The sequence below is a fragment of the Streptomyces turgidiscabies Car8 genome (assembly GCF_000331005.1).
Lineage (GTDB): Bacteria > Actinomycetota > Actinomycetes > Streptomycetales > Streptomycetaceae > Streptomyces > Streptomyces turgidiscabies.
The window spans coordinates 1-22,802 of the sequence record NZ_AEJB01000376.1 but is presented as its reverse complement, the minus strand read 5'-3'; the positions used below and the strand labels follow the sequence as shown (position 1 = coordinate 22,802).

At 71.0% G+C, this 22,802-nt stretch carries 16 protein-coding genes; 9 read left to right on the top strand and 7 right to left on the bottom strand.

The features are described 5' to 3' along the window. Positions 1–73: 73 nt before the first annotated feature. Positions 74–1,459, bottom strand: coding sequence for a phosphomannomutase/phosphoglucomutase (locus STRTUCAR8_RS27985; protein ID WP_044473006.1), 1,386 nt, complete (start codon positions 1,457–1,459; stop codon positions 74–76). 326 nt (positions 1,460–1,785) lie between these two features. Continuing rightward, positions 1,786–2,208, bottom strand: a complete 423-nt coding sequence (locus STRTUCAR8_RS27980) for a DUF3499 domain-containing protein (RefSeq protein ID WP_078507340.1) — start codon at positions 2,206–2,208, stop codon at positions 1,786–1,788. Between the two features lie 316 nt (positions 2,209–2,524). Between STRTUCAR8_RS27980 and STRTUCAR8_RS27975 the strand changes: the two genes are divergently transcribed. Then, on the top strand, positions 2,525–2,974 hold the full coding sequence (locus STRTUCAR8_RS27975; RefSeq protein WP_100247692.1) for a metallopeptidase family protein: 450 nt from the start codon (positions 2,525–2,527) through the stop codon (positions 2,972–2,974). Positions 2,975–3,032: 58 nt separating this feature from the next. Here STRTUCAR8_RS27975 and STRTUCAR8_RS27970 read toward each other — a convergent pair whose 3' ends face one another. The 3 genes from STRTUCAR8_RS27970 to STRTUCAR8_RS27960 form a co-directional block, all read right to left on the bottom strand. After that, positions 3,033–4,526 (bottom strand): DUF5719 family protein, encoded by a 1,494-nt coding sequence (locus tag STRTUCAR8_RS27970; protein WP_006379437.1) that lies wholly within the window; start codon positions 4,524–4,526, stop codon positions 3,033–3,035. Then, complete coding sequence (locus STRTUCAR8_RS27965; RefSeq protein WP_006379447.1) at positions 4,523–8,194, bottom strand: glycosyltransferase; 3,672 nt, start codon at positions 8,192–8,194, stop codon at positions 4,523–4,525. Before STRTUCAR8_RS27965 ends, STRTUCAR8_RS27970 begins: the two co-directional genes overlap by 4 nt. Before the next feature lie 200 nt (positions 8,195–8,394). Beyond that, entirely contained in the window at positions 8,395–8,658 is a 264-nt protein-coding gene (locus STRTUCAR8_RS27960; RefSeq protein WP_010034659.1) for a WhiB family transcriptional regulator, read from the bottom strand. A gap of 745 nt (positions 8,659–9,403) precedes the next feature. Here STRTUCAR8_RS27960 and STRTUCAR8_RS27955 point away from each other — a divergent pair. The 4 genes from STRTUCAR8_RS27955 to STRTUCAR8_RS27940 all read left to right on the top strand — a co-directional run bounded on the left by STRTUCAR8_RS27955 (position 9,404) and on the right by STRTUCAR8_RS27940 (position 13,868). Then, a complete protein-coding gene (locus STRTUCAR8_RS27955) occupies positions 9,404–9,907 on the top strand; it encodes a cysteine dioxygenase (protein ID WP_006379446.1) in 504 nt (167 codons plus the stop codon). A 71-nt stretch (positions 9,908–9,978) separates the two neighbouring features. Next, positions 9,979–10,938, top strand: coding sequence for a 2-phospho-L-lactate transferase (gene cofD, locus STRTUCAR8_RS27950; protein WP_044473004.1), 960 nt, complete (start codon positions 9,979–9,981; stop codon positions 10,936–10,938). A 488-nt stretch (positions 10,939–11,426) separates the two neighbouring features. Beyond that, complete coding sequence (locus STRTUCAR8_RS27945) at positions 11,427–12,767, top strand: coenzyme F420-0:L-glutamate ligase (protein WP_086025814.1); 1,341 nt, start codon at positions 11,427–11,429, stop codon at positions 12,765–12,767. A 117-nt stretch (positions 12,768–12,884) separates the two neighbouring features. Beyond that, positions 12,885–13,868 carry a DNA-3-methyladenine glycosylase family protein gene (locus STRTUCAR8_RS27940; RefSeq protein WP_199791718.1) on the top strand — a complete coding sequence of 328 codons (984 nt, stop codon included), beginning with the start codon at positions 12,885–12,887 and terminating at the stop codon, positions 13,866–13,868. 228 nt (positions 13,869–14,096) lie between these two features. Here STRTUCAR8_RS27940 and manB read toward each other — a convergent pair whose 3' ends face one another. Together manB and STRTUCAR8_RS27930 are read right to left on the bottom strand one after the other, a co-directional pair. Then, entirely contained in the window at positions 14,097–15,179 is a 1,083-nt protein-coding gene (gene manB / locus STRTUCAR8_RS27935; protein WP_006379436.1) for a mannose-1-phosphate guanylyltransferase, read from the bottom strand. Between the two features lie 106 nt (positions 15,180–15,285). Beyond that, positions 15,286–16,743, bottom strand: a complete 1,458-nt coding sequence (locus STRTUCAR8_RS27930; protein WP_044473002.1) for a peptidoglycan recognition protein family protein — start codon at positions 16,741–16,743, stop codon at positions 15,286–15,288. A 120-nt stretch (positions 16,744–16,863) separates the two neighbouring features. On the opposite strand from STRTUCAR8_RS27930, the gene STRTUCAR8_RS27925 reads away from it, so the two are divergent. The 4 genes from STRTUCAR8_RS27925 (at position 16,864) to STRTUCAR8_RS27910 (ending at position 22,792) form a co-directional block, all read left to right on the top strand. Then, a complete protein-coding gene (locus STRTUCAR8_RS27925; RefSeq protein ID WP_006379451.1) occupies positions 16,864–17,622 on the top strand; it encodes a TIGR03089 family protein in 759 nt (252 codons plus the stop codon). Positions 17,623–17,853: 231 nt separating this feature from the next. Next, on the top strand, positions 17,854–18,999 hold the full coding sequence (locus tag STRTUCAR8_RS27920) for an LCP family protein (protein ID WP_006379444.1): 1,146 nt from the start codon (positions 17,854–17,856) through the stop codon (positions 18,997–18,999). Positions 19,000–19,223: 224 nt separating this feature from the next. After that, positions 19,224–20,984 (top strand): LCP family protein, encoded by a 1,761-nt coding sequence (locus STRTUCAR8_RS27915; protein ID WP_006379450.1) that lies wholly within the window; start codon positions 19,224–19,226, stop codon positions 20,982–20,984. 134 nt (positions 20,985–21,118) lie between these two features. Continuing rightward, the gene (locus STRTUCAR8_RS27910) at positions 21,119–22,792 is read left to right on the top strand and encodes an LCP family protein (RefSeq protein ID WP_006379452.1); all 1,674 of its coding nucleotides are present in this window, start codon (positions 21,119–21,121) and stop codon (positions 22,790–22,792) included. Positions 22,793–22,802 lie beyond the last annotated feature (10 nt).

Genomic DNA, 22,802 nt, shown 5'->3' with positions numbered 1-22,802 from the left:
CCACCGCCCCTACCCGTCCTGTCCCTGGGGGGGCTGCGCCCCCAGACCCCCTTCGCGTCGGCAGCGCTCGTCCTCAAACGCCGGACGGACTGGTACCTCGGATGATGTCCAGCACCTCGTCCCGTACCTTCGCCATCGTTTCCTCGTCGCGTGCCTCCGCGTTCAGGCGGAGCAGGGGTTCCGTGTTGGACGGGCGGACGTTGAACCACCAGTCCGTGGCCGAGACCGTCAGGCCGTCGAGGTCGTCGAGGTCGATGCCCTCCTGGCCCTCGTACGCCGCCCTGATCGCGGCCACGCGGCCTGTCTGGTCGGCCACCGTGGAGTTGATCTCGCCCGAGCCGGTGTACCGGTCGTACTGGGCGACGATGGCCGACAGGGGGCCGTCCTGGCCGCCGAGCGCGGCGAGGACGTGCAGGGCGGCCAGCATGCCCGTGTCCGCGTTCCAGAAGTCCTTGAAGTAGTAGTGCGCGGAGTGCTCGCCGCCGAAGATCGCGCCCGTGCGTGCCATCTCCGCCTTGATGAAGGAGTGGCCCACGCGCGTGCGTACCGGTGTGCCGCCCTGTTCGCGGACGACCTCCGGGACCGACCAGGACGTGATCAGGTTGTGGATGACCGTGCCGGAACCGCCGTTGCGGGCGAGTTCACGCGAGGCCACCAGGGCCGTGATCGCCGACGGCGAGACCGGGTCGCCGTGTTCGTCGATCACGAAACAGCGGTCCGCGTCACCGTCGAAGGCGATGCCCAGGTCGGCGTTCTCCTCGCGGACACGCTTCTGGAGGTCCACGAGGTTGGCCGGGTCGAGCGGGTTGGCCTCGTGGTTCGGGAAAGTGCCGTCCAGTTCGAAGTACATGGGCACGACGGTGAGGGGCAGGCCTGCGAAGACCGTCGGGACCGTGTGCCCGCCCATGCCGTTGCCCGCGTCGACGACGACCTTCAGGGGGCGGACGGAGGTGAGGTCGACGAGCGAGCGGAGGTGTGCCGCGTAGTCCTTCAACGTGTCCCGCTGGGTGATCGTTCCCGGGGTGACGGGCGCCGGGTCCGGTGTGCCCGAGTCCAGCCAGGATTCGACCAGTTCACGGATGTCGGTGAGGCCCGTGTCCTGACCGACCGGTGCGGCGCCCGCCCGGCACATCTTGATGCCGTTGTACTGGGCCGGGTTGTGCGAGGCGGTGAACATGGCGCCGGGCAGGTCGAGCGCGCCCGACGCGTAGTAGAGCTGGTCCGTGGAGCACAGGCCGATCTCGGTCACGTCGACGCCGCGTGCCGCCGCCCCGCGCGCGAAGGCCCGCGACAGGCCGGGGGACGAGGGCCGCATGTCGTGTCCGATCACGATCGCGTCCGCCCCGGTCACCTGGACGAAGGCGGCGCCGAACAGTTCCGCCAGCGGCTCGTCCCACTGGTCCGGGACCACACCACGTACGTCGTACGCCTTCACGAGCTGCGACAGATCTGCAGACACGGCCAACCCTTCTTGAAGTCCCATCGGTCGCCCCAAACTACCCGCCCCCACTGACATCCCCGCTGCGTGCCGCCTCGCCCGTACGCCCGGGTGTCCGCCCGTACCGCGAAGGCTGTCCGAGCCCGCGACGTGCAGCCGGACCGCCCCGGTACGGCCGTCGGGGCGCACGTGCCCGTCAAGACGGCGCCGGCGTCGGCGAGTTGTACGAAGCTGTGGCCGGAGGCGGCGGATCGAGCACGCGCGACGCCCGGCAGCCGACCACGTAGGCGATGGTTCAAGCCGGTGTCACGGCCGGCTCGCCTGCGCCACTCCCCTTGCGGGTGGGCTCAGTTGTCCGGTGAGCGCAGGACTCTCAGGTGTCCGCGGCGTGCGACCTCGCGCGGGTCCGCGGTGCGTGCCCTGCCGCCGGCGTCGGCCGAACGCTCCGGCGGACGGGCCGCTTCACGGACCGCGTTGGCAAGCGCTTCCAGATCGTCTCCGCTGGGCCTCGCGGGAGCGGAGGAGTCGAGGAGCCGGACGACCTCCCAGCCGCGTGGCGCGGTGAGGCGTGCGGAGTGCTCGGCACACAGGTCGTAGCAGTGGGGTTCGGCGTAGGTCGCGAGGGGGCCGAGGACCGCGGTCGAGTCGGCGTAGACGTACGTCAGCGTCGCGACGGCCGGACGGCCGCAAGCGGTGCGCGAACAGCGACGTACAGGGCTCACGACGTTGGACGGTACCGCACTCTTGAGCGGGCCGCGACGACTCCCCAGCAGGCCACTCTCCCGTGTCGGGCTGTGAAACCGCCCACACGGGTGTTCCGGGGCAACTCGTTGACCTGGGGCGACATCGGGTATCGAGATACCGAACAGCCCTGATATCGATCCTTAGTTGGTAAAAACCATGCCAATTACCCCGATATTGACGGCCCGGGGACATACGAAATCGAGCCCAACCTTGGCTTGAATGATCATCCTGTGCCGGTCCGGCGGCAGGCGGTTGGCCTCGGGTGATGCCGGTGGGCGATGCCGACCGACGCAGCGTGCCCGGCACCCGTGCGGTGGTCGCGGGGACTACGCTTCGTCAGTGATGGACAACCCCGTACCGCCCCGCGCCGCAGGCCCCGGGCCCCGCCGCCGTGATCGCCACGGTCGTGGCATGCGCGGCCCCGTGGCGCCGCCGCAGGTTCCGCTCTCCGCGAGCCGTGCCGAGGCGTTCGCGGATCTGGTGCAGGACTCCGTGGAGCGGTTGGAGCGTCGGTGGCCGCAGCTCGCGGACTTCGACTTCCTGGTCCTCGAAGTGCCACAGCTCGAAGGCCCGCCCGAGGGCTGGGCCGAGGAGACGGTCCCCCTGGGGGGCACGATTCCCGCCCGTGAGGGTCACCCCGCGCGCGTGGTGATCTATCGCCGCCCGGTCGAGATCCGGACCAAGGGCCGCGACGAACGCGCGGCACTGGTCCACGAGGTCGTGGTCGAGCAGGTCGCCGAACTGCTGGGACTCACCCCGGACACCGTGGATCCGCGGTACGGCGAGGAATGACAGAGCCGATCGCCCCCGCCCGGGGCGATCGTTTCCGTCCGTCGGTCACTTCTGCAGGTCACTTCTGCAGGACCGACAGATCCTGCTCCGCGTCCGGTACCGCCACCGTCCCCCGGTCGTCCGGCAGCGTCTGGATCGTGAACGCGGGGATGCCCTCCGCCGGGGCCGCGAGGGTCCGGGAGGCGTAGACATCTCCCCCGGAGACCCGTTCCACCGTCAGCGCGTACGTGCCCTTCAGGCCGGCCGGGACGGGGAGTTCGACGTCCTGGGTGGTACCGCCCTTGATCGTGTACGTCTTCGTAGCCGCCGTACCGCCCTCGCTGCCCGCGGACGCCGTGACCTTGACCTGGGCGGCGCTTCCCGGGGCGGTCAGGGAGAGCGTGGTGCCCTTGGCCGTGTTGCCGACGACCGTCGCCCGCGCGGAGACCGGGCCCGTGGCCGGGATGAAAGCGGTCTCCTGCTTGGCGCCCTTGCCGCGTACGACCTGCAGGGCGGCGACGAACGGCACCGACCTGTCGGTCGGGGTGAGGACCAGGGAGCCCGCCTCGCCGCGCGTGAGGTCACCGAGGTCTACGGCGGCCGTCATGCCCGCCTTGATGTGCAGCGTCTCGTTGCCGACCGGGGTGATCAGGCCGGTCGGGGAGGCGAGGCGGACCTTCAGGTCGGCGTCGCTGTCACTGGGCGTGAAGGCGATCAGGCGTACGGAGGTGGCGTCCTTGGGGATGCCCGGCAGCACCAGGCTCCCTGCCGGTTCGGTGGACGCGCTCAGCCAGTCGCCGCCGGTCTTGGCGTCCAGGGCCTGGACGGCGGCGCCGACCCGGCCGCTGCGCACGCTCACGTGCACGGTGAGGTCGGGCTGCGGTCCGTCGGTGAGCGTGGACAGCAGGATCGGCTCGCTGCCGTGCGGCGGGACCGTGATGCCCTCGCCCACCTCGGACTTGAGGCTGCCGTCCTTGCCGTACAGCTCGATGTCGACGACCGCGGCGGAGTCGTCCGGGTTGGTCAGGTGCACGTAGTCCGTGCGGCCGGCGGCGGTGCTGGCGCCCGGGAACCAGAACTCGGTGTCCGGGACGGTGCAGTTGACGCCCAGCAGACCGCGTCCGGTGCCCGCCGCGACCTCGGTGGTCTCCTGCACGGTCCAGCCCGGCGCGAACTTCCCCTCGGCGGTGCCGACGAGTGCGGGCGCGTCGCCGCCCGAGGTGTCCCCGGTGACGGGCTTGCCGGGCGCCGTGGGGGTGAGGACGGGCTTGACGGTCTTCGTCTTGCCCTTCCCTTTCGCTCCGGTCGCCGACTCCGCGGTGGCGGCGGCCAGTTCGGCCTTGCCGCCGCTCCCGGTGCCCTCCGTGACGGGAGTGAAGGACGTGTACGCCGTCTCCGCGAGGTCGGACGTGCTGGGAGCCGGGCAGAGCAGGCTCGTGCGCTCCACGGGGAGCTGGGCGGCCGCCTTCGCCGTACCCGCGTCGGCCGCGTCCGGTGTGTTGAGCGAGGCGAACCCGGTGACGGCGGCGAGCACGGTCGTGCCGGCGATCAGGGAGATGGTGGTGCGGTTCACTGCTGGCTCCCGTCGGGGCGCTCACCCTGCGGGTGGGGCTGCTGTGGCTGCGCCGGGTCGTACGCGGGGTCGTAACCCTGGGTGTACGTCTGGTCGTACGCCGTCGTCTGCGGCGAACCGCCGTACGCGTACGGGTCGTACTGGCCGTTCTGGTACGGATCCCCCTGGTACGCGGGGTCGTAGGTACCCGGCGGGTACTGCTGGGCGTTCTGGTACTGGTCGGCGCTGTAGCCGTCGTACTGCGTGCCCGCGTAGGCAGCGGTGTTCCATTCGTCGCCGTACGGCTGCTGTTGCGGGATCGCGGCCGGGGCCTCCTCCGGAGGCGGAGGGGTGCTGGTGTCGGAGGGGAACTCGGCCTGTTCGTCGGTCTGTTCGGTCTGGTCGGCCTCCGCCTGGGCGCGCAGGCGGCGGGCGCGGCGGCCGTCGCCGGTGGCTGTCTGCGCGGGGATCTCGCGCTCTTCCTCGGGCAGGTCGTCGTCGACGTCCCGGCGTCGGCCCGGCAGGGCCATGACGACGAGGACGACGGCGAGCGCGCCCTGGGTCCACAGCCAGGCGGTGTGGCCGATCGGGGTGTCGAAGGTGACGTCCAGTTTCCCTCCGGAGGAGGGAAGCTCGAAGCCCTGGGCCCAGCCGTCGAGGGTGGTCGGGGTGAGGGGTTCGCCGTCCAGCGTGGCCGTCCAGGCCTCGTCGGCGGAGTCGGCGAGGCGCAGGACGCGGCTGCCGGTGCCGGCCGGGATCGTGGTGTGGATGTCGACGGGGCCGGCGGCGACGGGCTGAGCGGCGCCGGAGCCGGACGCCGGGACGATGGCGGCGCGCGAGACCTCCTGGTCGACGCGCCACAGCGCGCCGCCCTCCTGCTGGCTGAGCCTGCTCAGGCCGGGCGTGGCGTCCAGGACGCGGCTGATCTGGCGTGGGGCTCCCCGGTGGACGAGGACGTAACGCACGGCGAAGCCGCCGAGTTCGTCGGCCTGGTCGGCGCCGGAGCCGGCGACGAGGTTGGCGACGACCTTGTCCAGCAACGCGTTGTCCCCGCTCTGGGCGGCGAGTTCGCCGTCGCCGAGGCGGGCACCGGAGCCGCGGACGAGGGTGTAGCCGACGCGCGCGGTGGAGTCGCTGGCCAGGACCAGGGTGCGGGCCTGGTCACGGGTACCGCTCTCCTCGGCGACGAACGCGGGCACCTGGACCGGGTCGCGCCGTTCCAGTGGGCCGTCGGCGCCGCGGATCATCCAGCCGGCGGCCAGCAGCAGCGGGCCCGCTGCGGCGGCGAACGCGATCAGGGCGGCGACCGGCTGGCGCCAGCCGAAGCTCTGCTCGGCCACGCGCGAGCGTGCGCCGTCGGCGCCGAGCGCGGCGGCGGCCAGCAGGGCGAGGCCGTAGACGAGAGTGGCGGGTCCGGCCCAGGCGGAGCTGTTGGAGAGGACCGCGAAGACGAGCGCCACCAGGGCAACCGTCCAGGCCGTCCAGATGCCGAACTGACGCTCCGTGCGCAGCAGGGCGGCCAGTGCGGCCAGTACGACGCCGATGAGCATCAGCCCGCTGACCGTGCCGGGGCCGCCCGGACTGGCGCCGAGGAGGTCGAGGGCGCCGGCGGCGCCGGACCCGTACTCCAGGCCGGCTTCCTGGAAGAAGCCGAACGGGAGCAGGGACAGCGACCAGGGGGCGAGGACCAGCAGGGGCACACCGAACTGGGCCAGGAAGCGCAGCCCGTAGGCGATGATCTCGCCTCGCCGTACGACCAGGAGCGCGAGGCCGAGCAGCAGGGCGATGGGCCACACGATCGGTGTGAAGGCGGTGGTGATCGTCAGCAGCAGTGTGTACGCCCAGGTGGCGCGCCAGCTGCCGCGTGCGCCCGACGCGTGCGTGAGGCCGGTTGCCGCGATGCCCGCGCGGGCCATCAGCGGGAGGAGGACGGCGAGTACGGCTGTGCCGATCCGGCCGCCCGCCAGTGCGCCGGTGGCAGCGGGCAGGAAGGCGTAGACGACGGCCGCCCACGCGCGCAGGAGCCGTGACTCGACGAGCGGGCGGGAGGCGAAGTACGCGGTGAAGCCGGCCAGCGGCACCGAGGCGATCAGCAGGACGGTGACCGCGAGGCCCGTCGAGCCGAACAGGGTGGAGGCGAGCATCGCGACGAGCGCCAGATAGGGCGGCGCCGAGGAGGTGTCGCCCACGCCCACCGGGTGCCAGGCGTCCAGATAGCGCGCCCAGAGTTCGGCGGAGTCGGCCGGGGCGGGCAGCAGGGCGCCGCCCGCGAGGGCACCGCCGCCGAGCAGTTCACGGCAGGCGACGAGCGAGACGAGCAGGAGTACGAGGAAGAGCACCGGCCCGGGCTTGCGGGCGATGCGCTTGAGGCGGACGAACTGCTCGACCTCGAGGAAGTCGGCGTCGTCGCCGCCGGGCCCGGACTCAACGGCGTTGCCGTGCCGGCCGGCGCCGGAGGTGACCTCGGGGTCGGAGCGGCCGAGGAGGTCGCCCGCGACCTGTTCGATGGTGGCCCGCACGGTCGCGCCCGGCGGCGGGAAGAGGGCTCGCAGCTCGCCCTTGTCGATCTGGGAAACGCCTCGTCGGCGGCGTCCGGCGATGATCCGCTCGGGTCGCAGCAGAGTGCCCAGGAGGCCGCGGATCTCGTCGACGGCCTGTCCGGGGGCCTTGCCGACGAGATACGCCACCATGCGCACCATCGTGCCGAGGATCACGCGCAGCAGCACCCAGGGCAGCTGTGCCGCACGGCTGTTGACGAGCAGGGTGTAGACGGCGCCGGCCTTGTCGACCTTGTGCGGGGACGCGGAGGTGCGGCCCACACAGTCGACGGTGCGGCGCTCGCGGGAGGACGCCTCGGCATGCCGTACGACCGCCTCGGGGGCGACGAGAACGCGGTGGCCGGCGGTGGTGGCACGCCAGCACAGGTCGACGTCGTCACGCATCAGGGGCAGCCGGCGGTCGAAGCCGCCGAGTTCGTCGAAGATGTCGCGCCGGACGAGCATGCCCGCGGTGGACACGGACAGCACCGGGCGGACGTGGTCGTGCTGGCCCTGGTCCTGCTCGCGGCGGTCCAGGCCGGTCCAGCGGCGGCCGGAGTCGGCGATGGTCACACCGACTTCGAGGAGTTGTCTGCGGTCGTACCAGCCGCGCAGTTTGGGACCGACGACCGCGATGTCGTCGCGGCCCAGCTCGTGCTCGCCCTCCACGACCCGCAGCATCTGGGCCAGCGCGTCCGGGTCGGGGGCGCAGTCGTCGTGGAGCAGCCAGAGCCATTGCACCGGCTCCCCGTGGGGGAGCTCCGGCATGTCGTACGCGTCGTCGCGCCAGCTGCGGGTGACCGGGTCCCAGCCGCTGGGGCGCTTCAGATACGTCAGCTCGTCCGGGGTGAGGACGGGCGCGGTGCGGTTGGCCTCCTCGACCGCCTGGCCGAAGCCGGTGCGGCGGGCGAGGTGCAGGACGCGGTCGGCGCCGAGGGCGTCGGTGACCAGTTGGGCGGAGTCGTCCGCGCTACCGGTGTCGGCCGCCATGACGTTCTGCACCGGGCGCTCCTGCCCGAGCAGCCCGGCGAGCACCTCGGGCAGCCAGCGGGCGCCGTCGTGGGAGACGAGTACCGCGGTCACCACGTGACGCGGGAACTCGGGCGTGGTGGCAGTGCCGTAGTCGGCTGCCGTGTGGCTGTGCGCGGACATCGAGGTACGGGCCCCGGTTCGGTGGACTGCGGTGGACGCCTGCGCCCTGATGTGAGCGGCGGGGCGTCTCGGACGAGCAGCCACACTAGCGGCTGGGCAGCACAGCGGCCCGCCGCCTGTGGACAACCACCCGCGACGGGCCGTTCGCTGCGTTGTGCTGCGTCGTGTGTTGCGTTACGTGGAACCCGGTGCCGTACGCCTCAGACGGCGGCCTTCTTCAGCCGGCGGCGTTCGCGCTCGGACAGGCCGCCCCAGATACCGAAGCGTTCGTCGTTCGCGAGGGCGTACTCAAGGCACTCCGAGCGGACCTCGCACGCCAGGCAGACCTTCTTGGCCTCGCGGGTCGAGCCGCCCTTCTCGGGAAAGAAGGACTCGGGGTCGGTCTGGGCGCACAGCGCGCGCTCCTGCCAGCCGAGTTCCTCGTCCGCGTCGTCGACCAGCAGTTGCTGCACCGTCTCGGTCATGTGCGCCCCTCGTCTGTCTTTCGCGTCCCCGTGAGGTTGCCGTCAACCGAAATCGGCCGAACGACACGAGTGAAATTACAAGTGTGCTGCTCCGGGCGAGTCAAGCTGAGATCTGCTATTGGGCCCCTTATTCACTCTGCGGAACCAAGGCCATGCGGAAAGTGTTCAAATCGGCATAAACCTTGACAGGGCAGAGGAGGCCCTTGAGGGCGACTACCCCCGCGCAGAGCTTGTACAGGGGATGACGCCCAGAAGTTCGATCTCGTTCCGACATATGCGCCGAAGCGAACCGGATCACATCGGACCGCCTGCGGGTCGCCTGCGGATCACTGGGTCGCGGTGAGGTCCGTACGCCCGGTTGTGCGCCATGTGTCCCCGGAGGCGTACGCACAAACCTTTCACCTCGGAGATGGACCGGATGAGGTGAAACTCGTCCCACATACCGGGTGTCGAGTTGACAGTGCAGGTGTGAACCGATGTCCTTGTGGGCATGCTCGCGAACCCGGCACTCACCTCGACCCGCCCCGCGCGGTCCCTCGGTGCTGCTCGTGTTCGCTGTAGCTGTTGTCGTTGTTCCAGCTGTTGAGCCCAACGCGCTCCGGCTGCCTCTGAGTCCACCGCGACTCGGCTGCTGCTTCCTCGAAGCCCACATCAGGGCGATGCCTTTCCCGCCCGCGACCCGGGCGGACGGTACGCGACACCCAGCCAACCCCCACACTTCTCCCGCCGAGGACCTCCGCACTCCATGAACAGCGACAGCGACCTCCAGATCGCCGGCGACATCCTCGAAGTACCGCACCTCCTCCAGACCCCGCGCGAGCACCCGGCCACCGTCGCCGACTTCGTCGGTCTGGCCCGTGCCGTCGCCGGGGACCGCTCCCAGTGGGAGCACCTCGTCCAGTACGACGCGACGTCGCGCTGGTACCACCGGCTGCGCACCGGCCCGGGCTACGAGGTGTGGCTCCTGTCGTGGGTCCCCGGGCAGGGCAGCGGGCCGCACGACCACGGCGGTTCGTCGGGCGTCCTGACGGTCCTGGACGGGCAGCTGACCGAGCGGACGGAGCGGGGCACGCGCGCGTTGCGGGCGGGTGCGCAGAGGGCGTTCGCTCCGGGGTACGTGCACGAGGTGGTCAACGACACCCTCGAACCGGCCGTGAGCCTGCACGTCTACTTCCCGGGCCTCACGGAGATGCCGATGCACTCGGCACGCTGCGCGCCGGCAGCAGCGGCAGCTTCTGTGACCGGCTGAGGGCGGGGCAGCCGCCCACGGCTCGACGACCGGTCGACGCGTTGTCGTACCCGCCTGCAAGACTTGGCGGCATGCGCATTGTGGTTCTGGCAGGCGGCATCGGCGGTGCCCGGTTCCTGCGCGGTCTTCAGCGGGCCGTGCCGGACGCCGACATCACCGTCATCGGCAACACCGGGGACGACATTCACCTCTTCGGGCTGAAGGTCTGCCCCGACCTCGACACGGTGATGTACACCCTCGGCGGCGGCATCAACGAGGAGCAGGGCTGGGGGCGGACCGACGAGACCTTCCGTCTGAAGGAGGAGCTCGCGGCGTACGGCGTCGGGCCGGAGTGGTTCGGTCTCGGCGACCGGGACTTCGCCACGCACATCGTGCGGACGCAGATGCTCGGTGCGGGTTATCCGCTGAGCGCCGTCACCGAGGCGCTGTGCGACCGGTGGAAGCCGGGGGTGCGGCTCATCCCGATGTCCGACGACCGCGTGGAGACGCATGTCGCCGTCGAGGTGGACGGTGAGCGCAAGGCCGTCCACTTCCAGGAGTACTGGGTGCGGCTGCGGGCCTCCGTTCCGGCCGAGGCCATCGTGCCGGTCGGCGCGGAGCAGGCGAAGCCGGCGCCGGGGGTCCTGGAGTCGATCGCCGCCGCCGATGTGATCATCTTCCCGCCGTCCAACCCGGTCGTGTCCGTCGGCACGATCCTGGCCGTGCCCGGGATCCGTGAGGCGATCGCCGAGGCCGGGGTGCCCGTGGTGGGCCTCTCCCCCATCGTCGGGGACGCGCCCGTGCGCGGGATGGCCGACAAGGTGCTCGCGGCGGTGGGCGTGGACGCCACGGCCGCGGCCGTCGCCGAGCACTACGGCTCGGGGCTGCTGGACGGCTGGCTCGTCGACACGGTCGACGCGGGCGCGGTGGCACGGGTGGAGTCGGCGGGCATCCGCTGCCGCGCCGTGCCGCTGATGATGACGGACGTGGAGGCGTCGGCGCAGATGGCGCGCGAGGCGCTGGCACTGGCGGAGGAGGTGCGGGGCGCGTGAACGGCGAGAATTCCGGTGCGGGTGACGGAGGTGGTCGGTTCGGGGGCGCCACCTCCGAGGATGCCGTCGGCGGCGGGGGCGGTCCGGTCAGGGGCGCCTCTGAGAGTGGTGTCGGAGGTGGGGGCGGTCGGGTCCGGGGCGTCTCCGAGGATGCTGTCGGCGGCGGGGACGGCCTAGTCCCGGGGGCCTCTGACGGTGGTGTCGGAAGTCGGGCCGGTCGAGTCCGGGGCGTCTCCGAGAGACGTGTCGAAGGTCGGGGCGGCCCTGGGCCGGGGGCCTCTGACGGCGGTGGCGGAGGTGAAGCCGGCCGAGTCCGGGGCGTCTCCGAGGGAGGCGTCGAAGGTCGGGGCGGCCCTGGGCCGGGGGCCTCTGACGGTGGTGGCGACGGCACGGGCGGTCCGGTCAGGGGTGCCTCTGACGGGGGCGTCGAAGGAGGGGGCGGTCGAGCGCCGGAGGCGTCTGGAAGTGGCGCCGTCGGAGGGGGGCGTCTGGGCTCGGGGGTCCCTGGTGGTGGTGTTGGCTTGGGGGGCGGGTATCGGGTCTGGGCCGTGGGTGGGCTGCCTGAGGTTCAGCGGGGGGATGATCTCGCGAAGCTCATCGCCGCCGCCGAGCCCGGGCTGGTCGACGGGGACGTGCTGCTCGTCACGTCGAAGATCGTGTCCAAGGCCGAGGGACGCGTCGTCCAGGCGGCGGACCGCGAGGCCGCCATCGACGCCGAGACCGTGCGGGTCGTCGCCCGGCGCGGAGCCCTGCGCATCGTGGAGAACCGGCAGGGGCTGGTGATGGCCGCGGCCGGCGTCGACGCCTCCAACACGCCCTCCGGGACGGTGCTGTTGCTGCCCGAGGACCCCGACGCGTCCGCCCGTGCGGTCCGGGACGGGCTGCGGGACGCTCTGGGCGTCAACATCGGCGTCGTCGTGACCGACACCTTCGGGCGACCCTGGCGCGCGGGGCTCACGGACGTGGCGATCGGCGCCGCGGGCGTACGTGTGCTCGACGACCTGCGCGGCGGCACGGACGCGTACGGCAACCCGCTCTCCGCGACGGTCGTGGCGACCGCCGACGAGCTGGCCTCCGCCGGGGATCTCGTCAAGGGCAAGGCTTCGGGGCTCCCCGTCGCCGTCGTGCGCGGGCTGCCGCACGTGGTGGTCGAGGGCGATGACGCCGAGGGGGCGGGGGCGCGGGACCTGGTGCGTGACGCCCGCGACGACATGTTCCGGCTCGGTACGTCCGAGGCCGTACGGGAGGCCGTGACCCAGCGGCGTACGGTGCGGGCCTTCACGGACGAGCCTGTCGACCCCGGTGCGGTACGGCGGGCTGTCGCCGCCGCGGTGACCGCGCCCGCTCCTCATCACACGACGCCCTGGCGCTTCGTACTGCTGGAGTCCGAGCGGTCGCGGACCGAGCTGCTCGATGCGATGCGGGATGCCTGGATCGCGGATCTGCGGCGGGACGGGAAGAGCGAGGCGTCCGTCGAGAAGCGGGTGCGGCGTGGGGAGGTGCTGCGGGCGGCGCCCTATCTGGTGGTGCCCTGTCTGGTGATGGACGGGTCGCACACGTACGGCGACGCGCGGCGGGACGGGGCCGAGCGCGAGATGTTCGTGGTCGCGACCGGAGCCGGGGTGCAGAACTTCCTCGTCGCGCTGGCCGGGGAGCGGCTCGGGTCGGCGTGGGTGTCGTCGACGATGTTCTGCCGGGATGTCGTGCGGGAGGTACTGGGGGTGCCCGCGGAGTGGGATCCGATGGGGGCGGTCGCGATCGGGCATCCGGCGGAGGCGCCGCGGGCTCGCGTGGACCGGGACGCGGGGGCTTTTATTGAGGTGCGGTGAGATGACTTCGTTCGGGCTTCTGTCCTCTTGCGGTTTTTGATTCGGGCGGTTTGATTCAGAAGGTTCGCCTTGCTCGGTTCCCAGCCTTCCCAGCCTTCGCAGCCCACTCGTACGACTGTGCGGGGTGGGCATGTCGCCGTGCCCGGTGGGGTGCCGCGGCAGGCCGGCGCGCCGGGGCGGACGCGGACCTGGGCGCCCGGTGTGGCGCTCGACCTCGGGCTGGTGCTGGGGCCGTTGCGGCGGGGGCCGGGCGATCCGACGTTCCGGGCGGCGCCGGACGGGTCGGTGTGGCGGGCCTGCCGTACGCCCGCCGGGCCAGGGACGTTGCGGGTCGCGCTGCGGGACGGGGTGGTCCGGGGGGAGGCGTGGGGGCCCGGCGCCGAGTGGCTGCTGGAGCAGCTGCCCGAGTTGCTGGGGGCGGCCGACGAGCCCGAGGCGTTCGCGCCTCGGCATCGGATTGTCGCGCTCGCACGGCATCGGCGACCCGGGTTGCGGCTGACGCGGACCGGACTGGTCATGGAGTCGCTGATTCCGTCCGTGCTGGAGCAGAAGGTCACGACCGACGAGGCGTATCGGGCTTGGCGGTTGCTCGTACGGAAGTTCGGGGAGCCTGCGCCTGGGCCCGTAGGTCCGGGTCTGCCAGGCGTGCCCCAAGGGTTGTTCGTGATGCCCGCGGCTCGGGACTGGGCGCTGATTCCGTCCTGGGAGTGGCATCGGGCCGGGGTCGACAACAAGCGGGCGTCGACGATTCTGCGGGCGGTTCGGGTCGCGGGGCGGCTGGAGGAGGCTGTCGCGCTGGATCCGGAGCGGGCGCGGGCTCGGTTGGAGCTGGTTGTGGGGGTGGGGCCGTGGACCTCGGCGGAGGTGGTGCAGCGGAGTCATGGGGCGGCGGACGCGGTGACTGTGGGGGATCTGCATCTGCCGGGGATCGTGGGGTTCGCGCTGGCGGGGGATCGGGATGCGGATGATGAGGTGATGTTGTCGTTGCTGGAGCCGTATGCGGGGCAGCGGCATCGGGCGGCTCGGTTGATTCTGTTGAGTGGGCGTACGCCGGGGAGGCGGGCGCCGCGTATGCGTAGGGGGGATATCGGGCGGCTTTGAGGGGCGGTGAGTTTCCTCGCCCCCGCCGCCCCTACCCGTCCCATCCCGTACCTGGGGGCTGCGCCCCCAGACCCCCGCTCCGGCCCTGAACGGGCCTTGTCCTCAATCGCCGGACGGGCTGGAAACGCGGGCCTGCGCTGGAAATGCGGAAGCGATGGGGGCGGGTGGCGGGAAAGAAGGTCCGGCTGGATGAGGCCTGCCCTCGGCCCGCGCCGCAGTCCCGTCGGGCTACTGGTCCGACGAGAAGCGGAGCGCACCCGCTGGGATTCTGGCGTCGCACCAGACCCGTACGCCCTCTCTCAGTTCGTTGTCGGCGCCGATGATCGCGCCGTCGCCGATGACCGTGCCGGTGAGGACCGAGCGTTCGCCCACGCGGGCCCTCGTACCGATCAGGGAGTCGGTGATGACCGCGCCCGGTTCGACCACCGCGCCCGCCAGGATCGTGCTGCCCGAGACACGTGCCCCCTCCGCCACGAACGCGCCCTCGCCCACCACCGTGCCACCGGTCAGCTTGGCGTCGCGGGCCACCCGGGCCGAGGGGAGGATCAGTCGGTCGCCGCAGCGGCCGGGGACCGCGGGGGACGGGGCCCGGCCCAGGACCAGGTCCGCCGAGCCGCGGACGAAGGCCGCCGGGGTGCCCAGGTCCAGCCAGTACGTCGAGTCGACCAGGCCCTGGAGGTGTGCGCCCACGGAGAGGAGTTCAGGGAACGTTTCTCTTTCCACCGACACCGGGCGGCCCGCCGGGATCGTGTCGATGACCGAGCGGCGGAAGACGTACGCCCCCGCGTTGATCTGGTCGGTGACGATCTCCTCGGGGGTCTGCGGCTTCTCCAGGAACGCTGTCACCCGGCCTGTCTCGTCGGTGGGGACCAGGCCGTAGGCCCTGGGGTCGGTCACCCGGGTGAGGTGGAGCGAGACGTCCGCCGACGTCGACTCGTGGGTGCGGACCAGGGCCCTGATGTCCAGGCCGGTGAGGATGTCACCGTTGAAGACGAGGACCGGGTCGTCGGGGGCGGAGTGCAGTCGGGAGGCCACGTTGCGGATCGCGCCGCCCGTGCCGAGGGGTTCGTCCTCGGTGACGTACTCCAGGTGGAGGCCGAGCGACGAGCCGTCACCGAAGTGCGGTTCGAACACTTCGGCCAGGTAGGAGGTCGCCAGGACGATGTGCTCCACCCCCGCCGCTCTCGCTCTCGCCAACTGGTGCGTGAGGAAGGGGACACCGGCGGCCGGGAGCATCGGCTTCGGGGTGTGCACGGTGAGCGGACGCAGCCGGCTGCCCTTGCCGCCGACCAGGAGGATCGCTTCTGTCACCTGTCGTCTCTGCTTCCTGCCGGGACCGACCGAACGTCGTTCGGTCGGCCAGTGTATGCAGTCCGTTTGTATGCAGAACCGAACTCCGGTGGCCCGATGAAGGTCCTCAGCGCCCCTGGTACTTGGCCGCCGTCTTGCGTGCCGAGCCGAGCCTCCCGTAGAGCAGTCGGCCCGGGCACTCGGTGGCGAAGCCGTCCCGGTGGCCGGAGATCACGTTCAGTCGTACGTTCTTTCCCTTTGCGTAGAGATTGCCACCACCTGACGTCAGGTATGTCTTTCCGTTCGGATTGCCCCCGTACAGACCGAGCTTCCAGGCGGTGAGCCGGGCGATCGCCCCCACTGCCCGCTTGGACGGCTTGGAGTTGACGAAAGTTCCGAGGACGGCGATTCCCATGCTGTTGGTGTTGAAGCCGAGCGTGTGGGCGCCCATCACCGGCTTCGCCAGGCCGCCCGCGCGCCCCTCGTAGATGTTTCCGCACCGGTCGACGAGGAAGTTGTAGCCGATGTCCCGCCAGCCGCTGCTTTCCACGTGGAAGCGGTAGATGCCGCGGATGAGGGCCGGGACCTCCGAGCACCAGTACTTGTTGCCCGAGGCCGTGTGGTGCACGAAGGCCGCCTTCACCGTCTTCGTGAAGACGAAGCCGCGTTCGCGCAGGTTCTCGTCCGCGCCCCAGCCGCGACGGGTGACGATCCGTGGGCGCGGGCCGATGAACGGCTGCACGCGCCGCTCGTCCGATCCCGCCTCCTCCTGTCCCCGTAGCCTCAGCGCCTCTTCTTCCGTCCGCTGTCTGTCCAGTGCCGGGATCTCGGTGGCGCCCAGAGGGGCGAGGTCCGCGTTGGCCGCGGCTGATTCGGCGGACGCGGTGGCGTACTCGGTTTTCGCCGTTTCGCCCGGTCCCATCTCTCCCGTCGGTCCCATGGTGCGGGTGGGCTGCCCCGCGGGTTCGGCGGACGCCGTGCCCGGGTCCACCAGTTCGAGGCGCATTCCCGCCGGGAGGGGGGAACGGGCGTCCGGGGCGCGCCCGTCGCCGTCCGCCCGTACGCGCACCTCGACGCCGTCCGAGTCGCCCACCCACAGCGGTGCCGTGGAGCCGCGGACCCGGCCCGAGACGCGTTCGGCGGTGTCGGGGTCGGCCGCGTGTTCGTGGTTGTGCGTCTCGACGTCCTGCCAACCGGACCAGTGCCCGCCGGCGGCCTCCCGGGTACGGACCTGGACCTGGCCGTACAGCTCGGTGTCCGGGTTGTCCCATACGACGCCGACCAGGGAGAAGTGCCGTACGTCCGGACGGTACAGGCCCTGTTCGGAGGCCGGGCCGAGGGTGCGGTCGCCGGGGAGGGGGGCGAGCGGGAGTGACTGGGTGCTGCCGGGGACGGCCGGCGCGGCGGCAGCCACGGGGGCGGCGGGGGCCGCTGTCGCCGGTCGCGTGTCGGCGGGTCTCGCCGAGACGGAGGCCGTGGCCGAAGCCGGGGTTGTGGGCAGGGTCAACGGAAGCGCCAGGGCTGTTGCACATGCGACGCCGATGGAAGAAGAAAGGTATCCACGCATGCCCCTGATCCTGGACATAGTCATACATACCTGTCCAACGATGAACTGACGGACAGTCCGGTACGTTCGCCCGAACCGGTGGCTCCGCGGGGCGGCCCGGGCCCCCGGCCGGGCGCGCTCCTGCGTACTCTTGCGCGGGTGAACGCCACCGACCGCACCCCTGCCCACCTGCTGCGTTCCGCGCTCGCCGCGGACCCCGCGCGCCCCCTGGTGACCTTCTACGACGACGCCACGGGCGAACGTGTCGAATTGTCCGTGGCCACCTTCGCCAATTGGGTGGCCAAGACCGCGAATCTCCTCCAGGGCGAGCTGTCCGCCGAACCCGGTGACCGGGTCACGCTGCTGCTGCCCGCGCACTGGCAGACGGCGGTGTGGCTGCTGGCGTGTTCGTCGGTGGGTGTCGTCGCCGACCTGGCGGGCGAGCCCGGCGCCGCCGACATCGTCGTCAGCGGGCCCGACACCCTGGACGCGGCGCGCGCGTGTTCCGGCGAGCGGATCGCGCTCGCGCTGCGGCCGTTGGGCGGGCGGTTTCCGCAGGCTCCGGCCGGCTTCGCCGACTACGCGGTGGAGGTGCCGGGGCAGGGCGACCGGTTCGCGCCGTACGCACCCGTCGATCCGGAGGCGCCCTCGCTGATCGTGGCCGGCGCGCAGCTCACGGGGGCGGAGGTCGTCGAACGGGCCCAGGCGGACGCGGTGGAGCTGGGGCTCACCGGGCCCGGGTCGCGGTTGCTGTCGGGGCTGGGGTACGACACGTGGGACGGGGTCAGCGCGGGGTTGTATTCGCCGCTGGCCACCGGAGGGTCCGTGGTGTTGTGCCGGCATCTTGAGCAGGCGGACGAAAGTGTCGTGGCCAGGCGGGTCGAGGACGAGCGCGTCACGGCCACGCGCCGCGGATAGGGGCGCTCTCCTCGGCCAGGGGCCGGGGCGGGGGCCTGTCGCGCCCGCGCGGCCAGGGCGGTACCCGGAGCCGCACACGTCTCAGCCCCGTGCCCCTGGGTGGGACCCCTAGGTACCCCTGGGCGGGCATCCCCCCGGCAGTCATTCGTTCGGCCCAACAGCGGGCGCCCTCGCCTCTCCGTCAGGACATGGTCGTAGTACACGTACACGCCATGGAGGGGTGGGCCAGTCGTGACCGAGACCGTACGCGCCCTCGGGCCGGGTACCGGTGCCACCCGGCTCGTGCGGCGGCGCTGGGTTCGGCGGGCCGTTCTCGGGGTCGGAGGCCTGTCCCTCGCCGCCGTCGGGATCGGGGCCGGGGTCTACGCCAAGCTCGACGGGAACATCACCCCGGATCACGATGCCGCCGCCGAGCTCGCCCGGTACGAGAAGGAGCGGCCCACCTCGCTCGTGCGCGGAGCCCAGAACATCCTGCTGATCGGGTCCGACTCACGGGCCGGGGACGGGAACCGGAAGTACGGGCGGGACTCGGGGACCGCTCGGTCGGACACGACGATCCTGATGCATCTGGCCGCCGACCGGCGCAACGCCACCGCCATGTCCCTGCCGCGCGATCTGATGGTGGACGTGCCGAGTTGCCTGCGCCCGGACGGAAGTCGCGGCAGACCGGTGTTCACGATGCTCAACCAGGCCTTCCAACAGGGGGGTTCGGCCTGCGCGATCCGTACCGTCGAAAAGCTGACGGACATCCGGATCGACCATCACATGGTGGTCGACTTCCACGGTTTCAAGGACATGGTCGACGCCGTCGACGGAGTCGAGGTGTGTCTGGCGAAGCCGGTCGACGACCGGGAGGCCGGACTGCGGCTGCCCGCCGGAAAGGCGACCCTCGACGGCGAACAGGCGCTCGGGTACGTGCGGGCGCGCAAGTCACTCGGCAACGGGAGCGACACCGGGCGGATGGACCGGCAGCAGCGATTTCTCGGAGCGCTCGTCAACAAGCTGCAGAGCGATGACGTCCTGCTGAACCCGGTGAAGCTCTATCCGGTCCTCGACGCGGCGACGTCGTCACTCACGACGGACCCCGCTCTGGCCAGTCTGCGTGGTTTGTATCAATTGGTGCGTGGTATGCGCGACATTCCTACCGAACGCATGCAGTTCCTGACCGTTCCGCGCGAGTCGTACGCCCGTGACGCCAATCGCGATCAACTGGTCGAGCCGGACGCGGAGCGGCTGTTCAAGCGGCTGCGGACGGATACTCCGGTCGCCGTCAGGGAGAAGAAGTCGGTTCGGGACGATTCCGTCACCTCACCTCCCGAACACACCCGCGTACCCGTTTTTCGCGGGAACACGGCCGCTCAGGACCTCTGCGGGTAAAGCGCTTGCCAAGTCGGCGAACCTTAGTTCAAGAAAATGGGCGGATTGCCCAGTTGTAGGGACGTGGAATTTGTCACCGCCGTCACTTGACGCCCAACTGGACGGATAGTGTGAGCGATCCGGTGCGTCAGGACACGTGTCGTGTGCACACCGGCAGACCGAGACCCGAGCGCCTTTGGAGGGGGAAAGGCGCCGCGTGGCCCCGACGGAGGATGCAGACAACCGTGGACGCGCAAGGCCGTGGGCAGGCGGGCGACATCGACCCCGCAGACCAGTGGGTGCTCAACCCGAGCACCGGCGAATACGAACTGCGACTGACTCCCTCCGCACCGCAATCAGCGGTCCCGGGACCTCGTCGAGCCGCACCCGCCAACGCGGGTACGGGACGCGGGCGTTCGGCGGCACCGGAGCGGGAGCGAGAGACGCACGGGGTGCCCGGCACTCCCGGGCAGGTACCGCCGCCGAGACGGCGTCGCGGTGTGCCCGAGGAGGATCCGCTGCCCGGGCGGCGCCGTTCGCGTGCCCCGCAGAAGAAGAAGTCGAAGGCCAAGAAGGTGCTGCTCTGGACCGGCGGGTCCATGGCCTTCGTGCTCGTGGCCGCCGCGACGGGCGGCTACCTCTACCTCAAGCACCTTGAGGGCAACGTCCAGACGACGGACATCGGTACGGCGGGCAAGTCCGGCTTCAGCAAGGACGAGGCCTTCAACATCCTCATCATCGGCACGGACAAGCGCACCGGTGCGGGCAACGAGGCCTACGGCGACGCGGGCAGCGTCGGGCACGCGGACACGACGATCCTGCTGCACGTCTCCAAGGACCGGACGAACGCGACCGCCCTGAGCATCCCGCGTGACCTGATCGTCGACGTCCCGGACTGCCCGACCATCCTGAAGGACGGGACCGAGAAGGTCATCGCGGGTACGCAGAACGTCCGCTTCAACACCAGCCTCGGGCAGGACGACCGCGACCCCGGCTGCACCATGCGCACGGTGAAGGAGGTCACGGGTATCTCGCCGGACCACTTCATGATGGCCGACTTCAACGCGGTGAAGACGCTGACGACGGCTGTGGGCGGGGTCGAGGTCTGTGTGACCAAGGCCGTCAACGACAAGGAGTCGAAGCTGAAGCTGCCCGCCGGCAAGTCGACGGTGGAGGGGGAGCAGGCGCTCGCCTTCGTCCGTACCCGGCACAGCTTCGGCAACCAGGGCGACCTGGACCGGATCAAGGTGCAGCAGCAGTTCCTCGGCTCGCTGATGCGCAAGATGTCCTCCAGCGACACCCTGACCAACCCGGCCAAGCTGCTGAAGCTCGCGGAGGCGGCCACCAAGGCGCTGACCGTGGACACCGGTCTCGGCAAGGTCTCCACGCTCAAGGACGTGGCGCTGGAGCTGAAGAAGGTGCCGACGAAGAACATCACCTTCATGACCGTGCCGGTCATCGACAACCCGGCGGACGGCGTCGTACGCAAGACGGTGATCGTCAACCCGGTCACGAGTCCCGAGGTGTTCAACGCGATCGCCAACGACGTGTCGTTCACCGCGGTCAAGCAGCAGAAGGCGAAGGAGGCGGCCGCTGTCGCCGCCCGTCTCAAGGGCACCAAGTCCGCGGCCTCCGATGTGCGGGTGCGGATCATGAACGGCGGTGCTGTCGGCGGTGCCGCACAGGCGACTCTCACCTACCTGCAGAATGATGAGGGCGTGACCAAGTCCGAGAACGCGGGCAACGCTCCGGCGGAGCTCGCGAAGACAACGCTGGAGTACGCACCCGACCAGGCCGCCCAGGCCCGGCGGCTGGCCGCCATCATGGGGCTGTCCGGTGCGGCGATGAAGCCCGGCAAGAGTGTGACGAACTCCCAGGGGCTGCCCACCATGACGCTGACCCTGGGCAAGGACTTCAAGGGGGCCGGCGTCTCGCTCACCGCGCCGGCGAAGGCACCGACCGTGGAAGGACAGTCCACGGCGGACAAGGTGAAGTGCGCCAGCTGAGCACACCGATCGACTAGTTGGCGTCTGCGCCAGATGTTTTTGGTGCGCCGATTGACCTGACAGGCCTGCCTTGCGTCTTACCCGACGCGAGGCAGGCCTGTTCGACGGCGGCGCAAGGGTGGGGAGGCAGGGGAATGACACAGAGCAGTGTGCACGGGGAGGGGACGCGACCAGGCGTCCGGCCTGCTCGGGTTCCGGGGCAGCGCGACGGCTCGCACGAGCAGGAAGGCGACTCCGGCGACGGCGACAGCGGTGGCGGCAGCAACAGTGGCGGTGGTTCGGCGGGAAGACGGCGGCGGCCGGGCAGGCGCAAGGTGCTGCGCTGGTCGGCGGCGACCCTCTCGGTGCTGATACTCGGCACGGCCGGGGCCGGATACCTGTACTACGAGCATCTGAACAGCAACATCCAGAAGGGCAAGCGCAGCAGCGGCGACTCCAAGGCGGAGAAGACCGAGGCGAACGCGGCCGGACAGACCCCGCTCAACATCCTGCTGATCGGCTCGGACAGCCGTAGCTCCGACGCCAACGTGTCCCTGGGCGGCGACAAGGCCAACCGCGGCAATCCGCCGCTGGGCGATGTCCAGATGCTGGTCCACGTCTCCGCCGACCGCAAGAGCGCGGCCGTGGTGAGCATTCCGCGCGACACCCGCGTCGACATACCGAAGTGCACGGACCCCGACACCGGGGAGAAGTTCGCGGCGACCAACGCGATCATCAACACCTCGCTGGCCCGGGGCGGCGCCGGCTGCACGCTGGCCACCTGGGAGAACCTCACCGGGGTCTACATCGACCACTGGATGACGATCGACTTCGCGGGTGTGGTGAAGATGGCCGACGCCATCGGCGGCGTCGAGGTATGTGTGAAGCAGAGCGTGTGGGACCGCCCGCTGCCCGACGTGTCCGGCGGCTCCGGGCTCAAGCTCACGGCCGGCAAGCACAAGGTCCAGGGCAAGCAGGCGCTGCAGTGGCTGCGTACGCGGCACGCCTTCTACAGCGACCTGGGGCGCGCCAAGGCCCAGCACATGTACATGAACTCGATGATCCGCACGCTGAAGGCGCAGAACGTCTTCACGGACGCCGGGCGGCTGACCGGTCTGGCGGAGGCGGCCACGAAGTCCCTGACGGTGTCCGAGGAGCTCGGCACGGTCAAGGAGCTGTACGACCTGGGCATGCAGCTCAAGTCGGTGCCGACCGACCGCATCACGATGACGACGATGCCGACCGTCGAGGATCCCCAGAACCGCAACCACCTCGTGGCGGCCGACGCGGACGCCGAGACGATGTGGACGATGCTCCGCGACGACATCGCGTTCGACAACAAGGGCGGTGCCGCGGCGACGAAGGCCCCGACGGCCGCGGCCTCGGCGACGGCTTCGACGGACCCGGCCGCCGCCCCCGGCAAGATCGGTGTGCTCGTGCAGAACGGCACCCGGACGGCCACGCTCGCCGCGGTCGGCGGCCGGGCCAGCGCGATCAGCGGAATCCTCTCGGGCAAGGGCTTCACGAACGCGGCGGCGGACACGTCCGGTTCGCTGTCCGTGGAGAAGACGGTCGTGCGCTACCCGAGCGCCGATCTCGCGGGCGACGCCCAGCTGGTCGCCAAGTCCCTCGGGATTCCGGCGAGTTCGGTGAAGAAGTCGACGGACGTCTCCGGTGTGACGGTGATCGTGGGCGCCGACTGGCGTGAGGGCGAGGCCTATCCGAAGCAGACGGCTCCGAAGGCCGGCCAACTGCCCGCCACCGCCGACAAGGTGGTCGGTTCGGACACCGAGGCGTGCATGGACGTCTACTCGCCCTACCGCTGGTAGAGGCGGCGCG

Coding starts and splice junctions, on each gene's coding strand:
- STRTUCAR8_RS27975 (WP_100247692.1), top strand. CDS start 2,525: ATGGACAACCCCGTACCGCCCCGCGCCGCAGGCCCCGGGCCCCGCCGC.
- STRTUCAR8_RS27965 (WP_006379447.1), bottom strand. CDS start 8,194: ATGTCCGCGCACAGCCACACGGCAGCCGACTACGGCACTGCCACCACG.
- STRTUCAR8_RS27960 (WP_010034659.1), bottom strand. CDS start 8,658: ATGACCGAGACGGTGCAGCAACTGCTGGTCGACGACGCGGACGAGGAA.
- STRTUCAR8_RS27955 (WP_006379446.1), top strand. CDS start 9,404: ATGAACAGCGACAGCGACCTCCAGATCGCCGGCGACATCCTCGAAGTA.
- cofD (WP_044473004.1), top strand. CDS start 9,979: ATGCGCATTGTGGTTCTGGCAGGCGGCATCGGCGGTGCCCGGTTCCTG.
- STRTUCAR8_RS27930 (WP_044473002.1), bottom strand. CDS start 16,743: ATGTCCAGGATCAGGGGCATGCGTGGATACCTTTCTTCTTCCATCGGC.
- STRTUCAR8_RS27910 (WP_006379452.1), top strand. CDS start 21,119: ATGACACAGAGCAGTGTGCACGGGGAGGGGACGCGACCAGGCGTCCGG.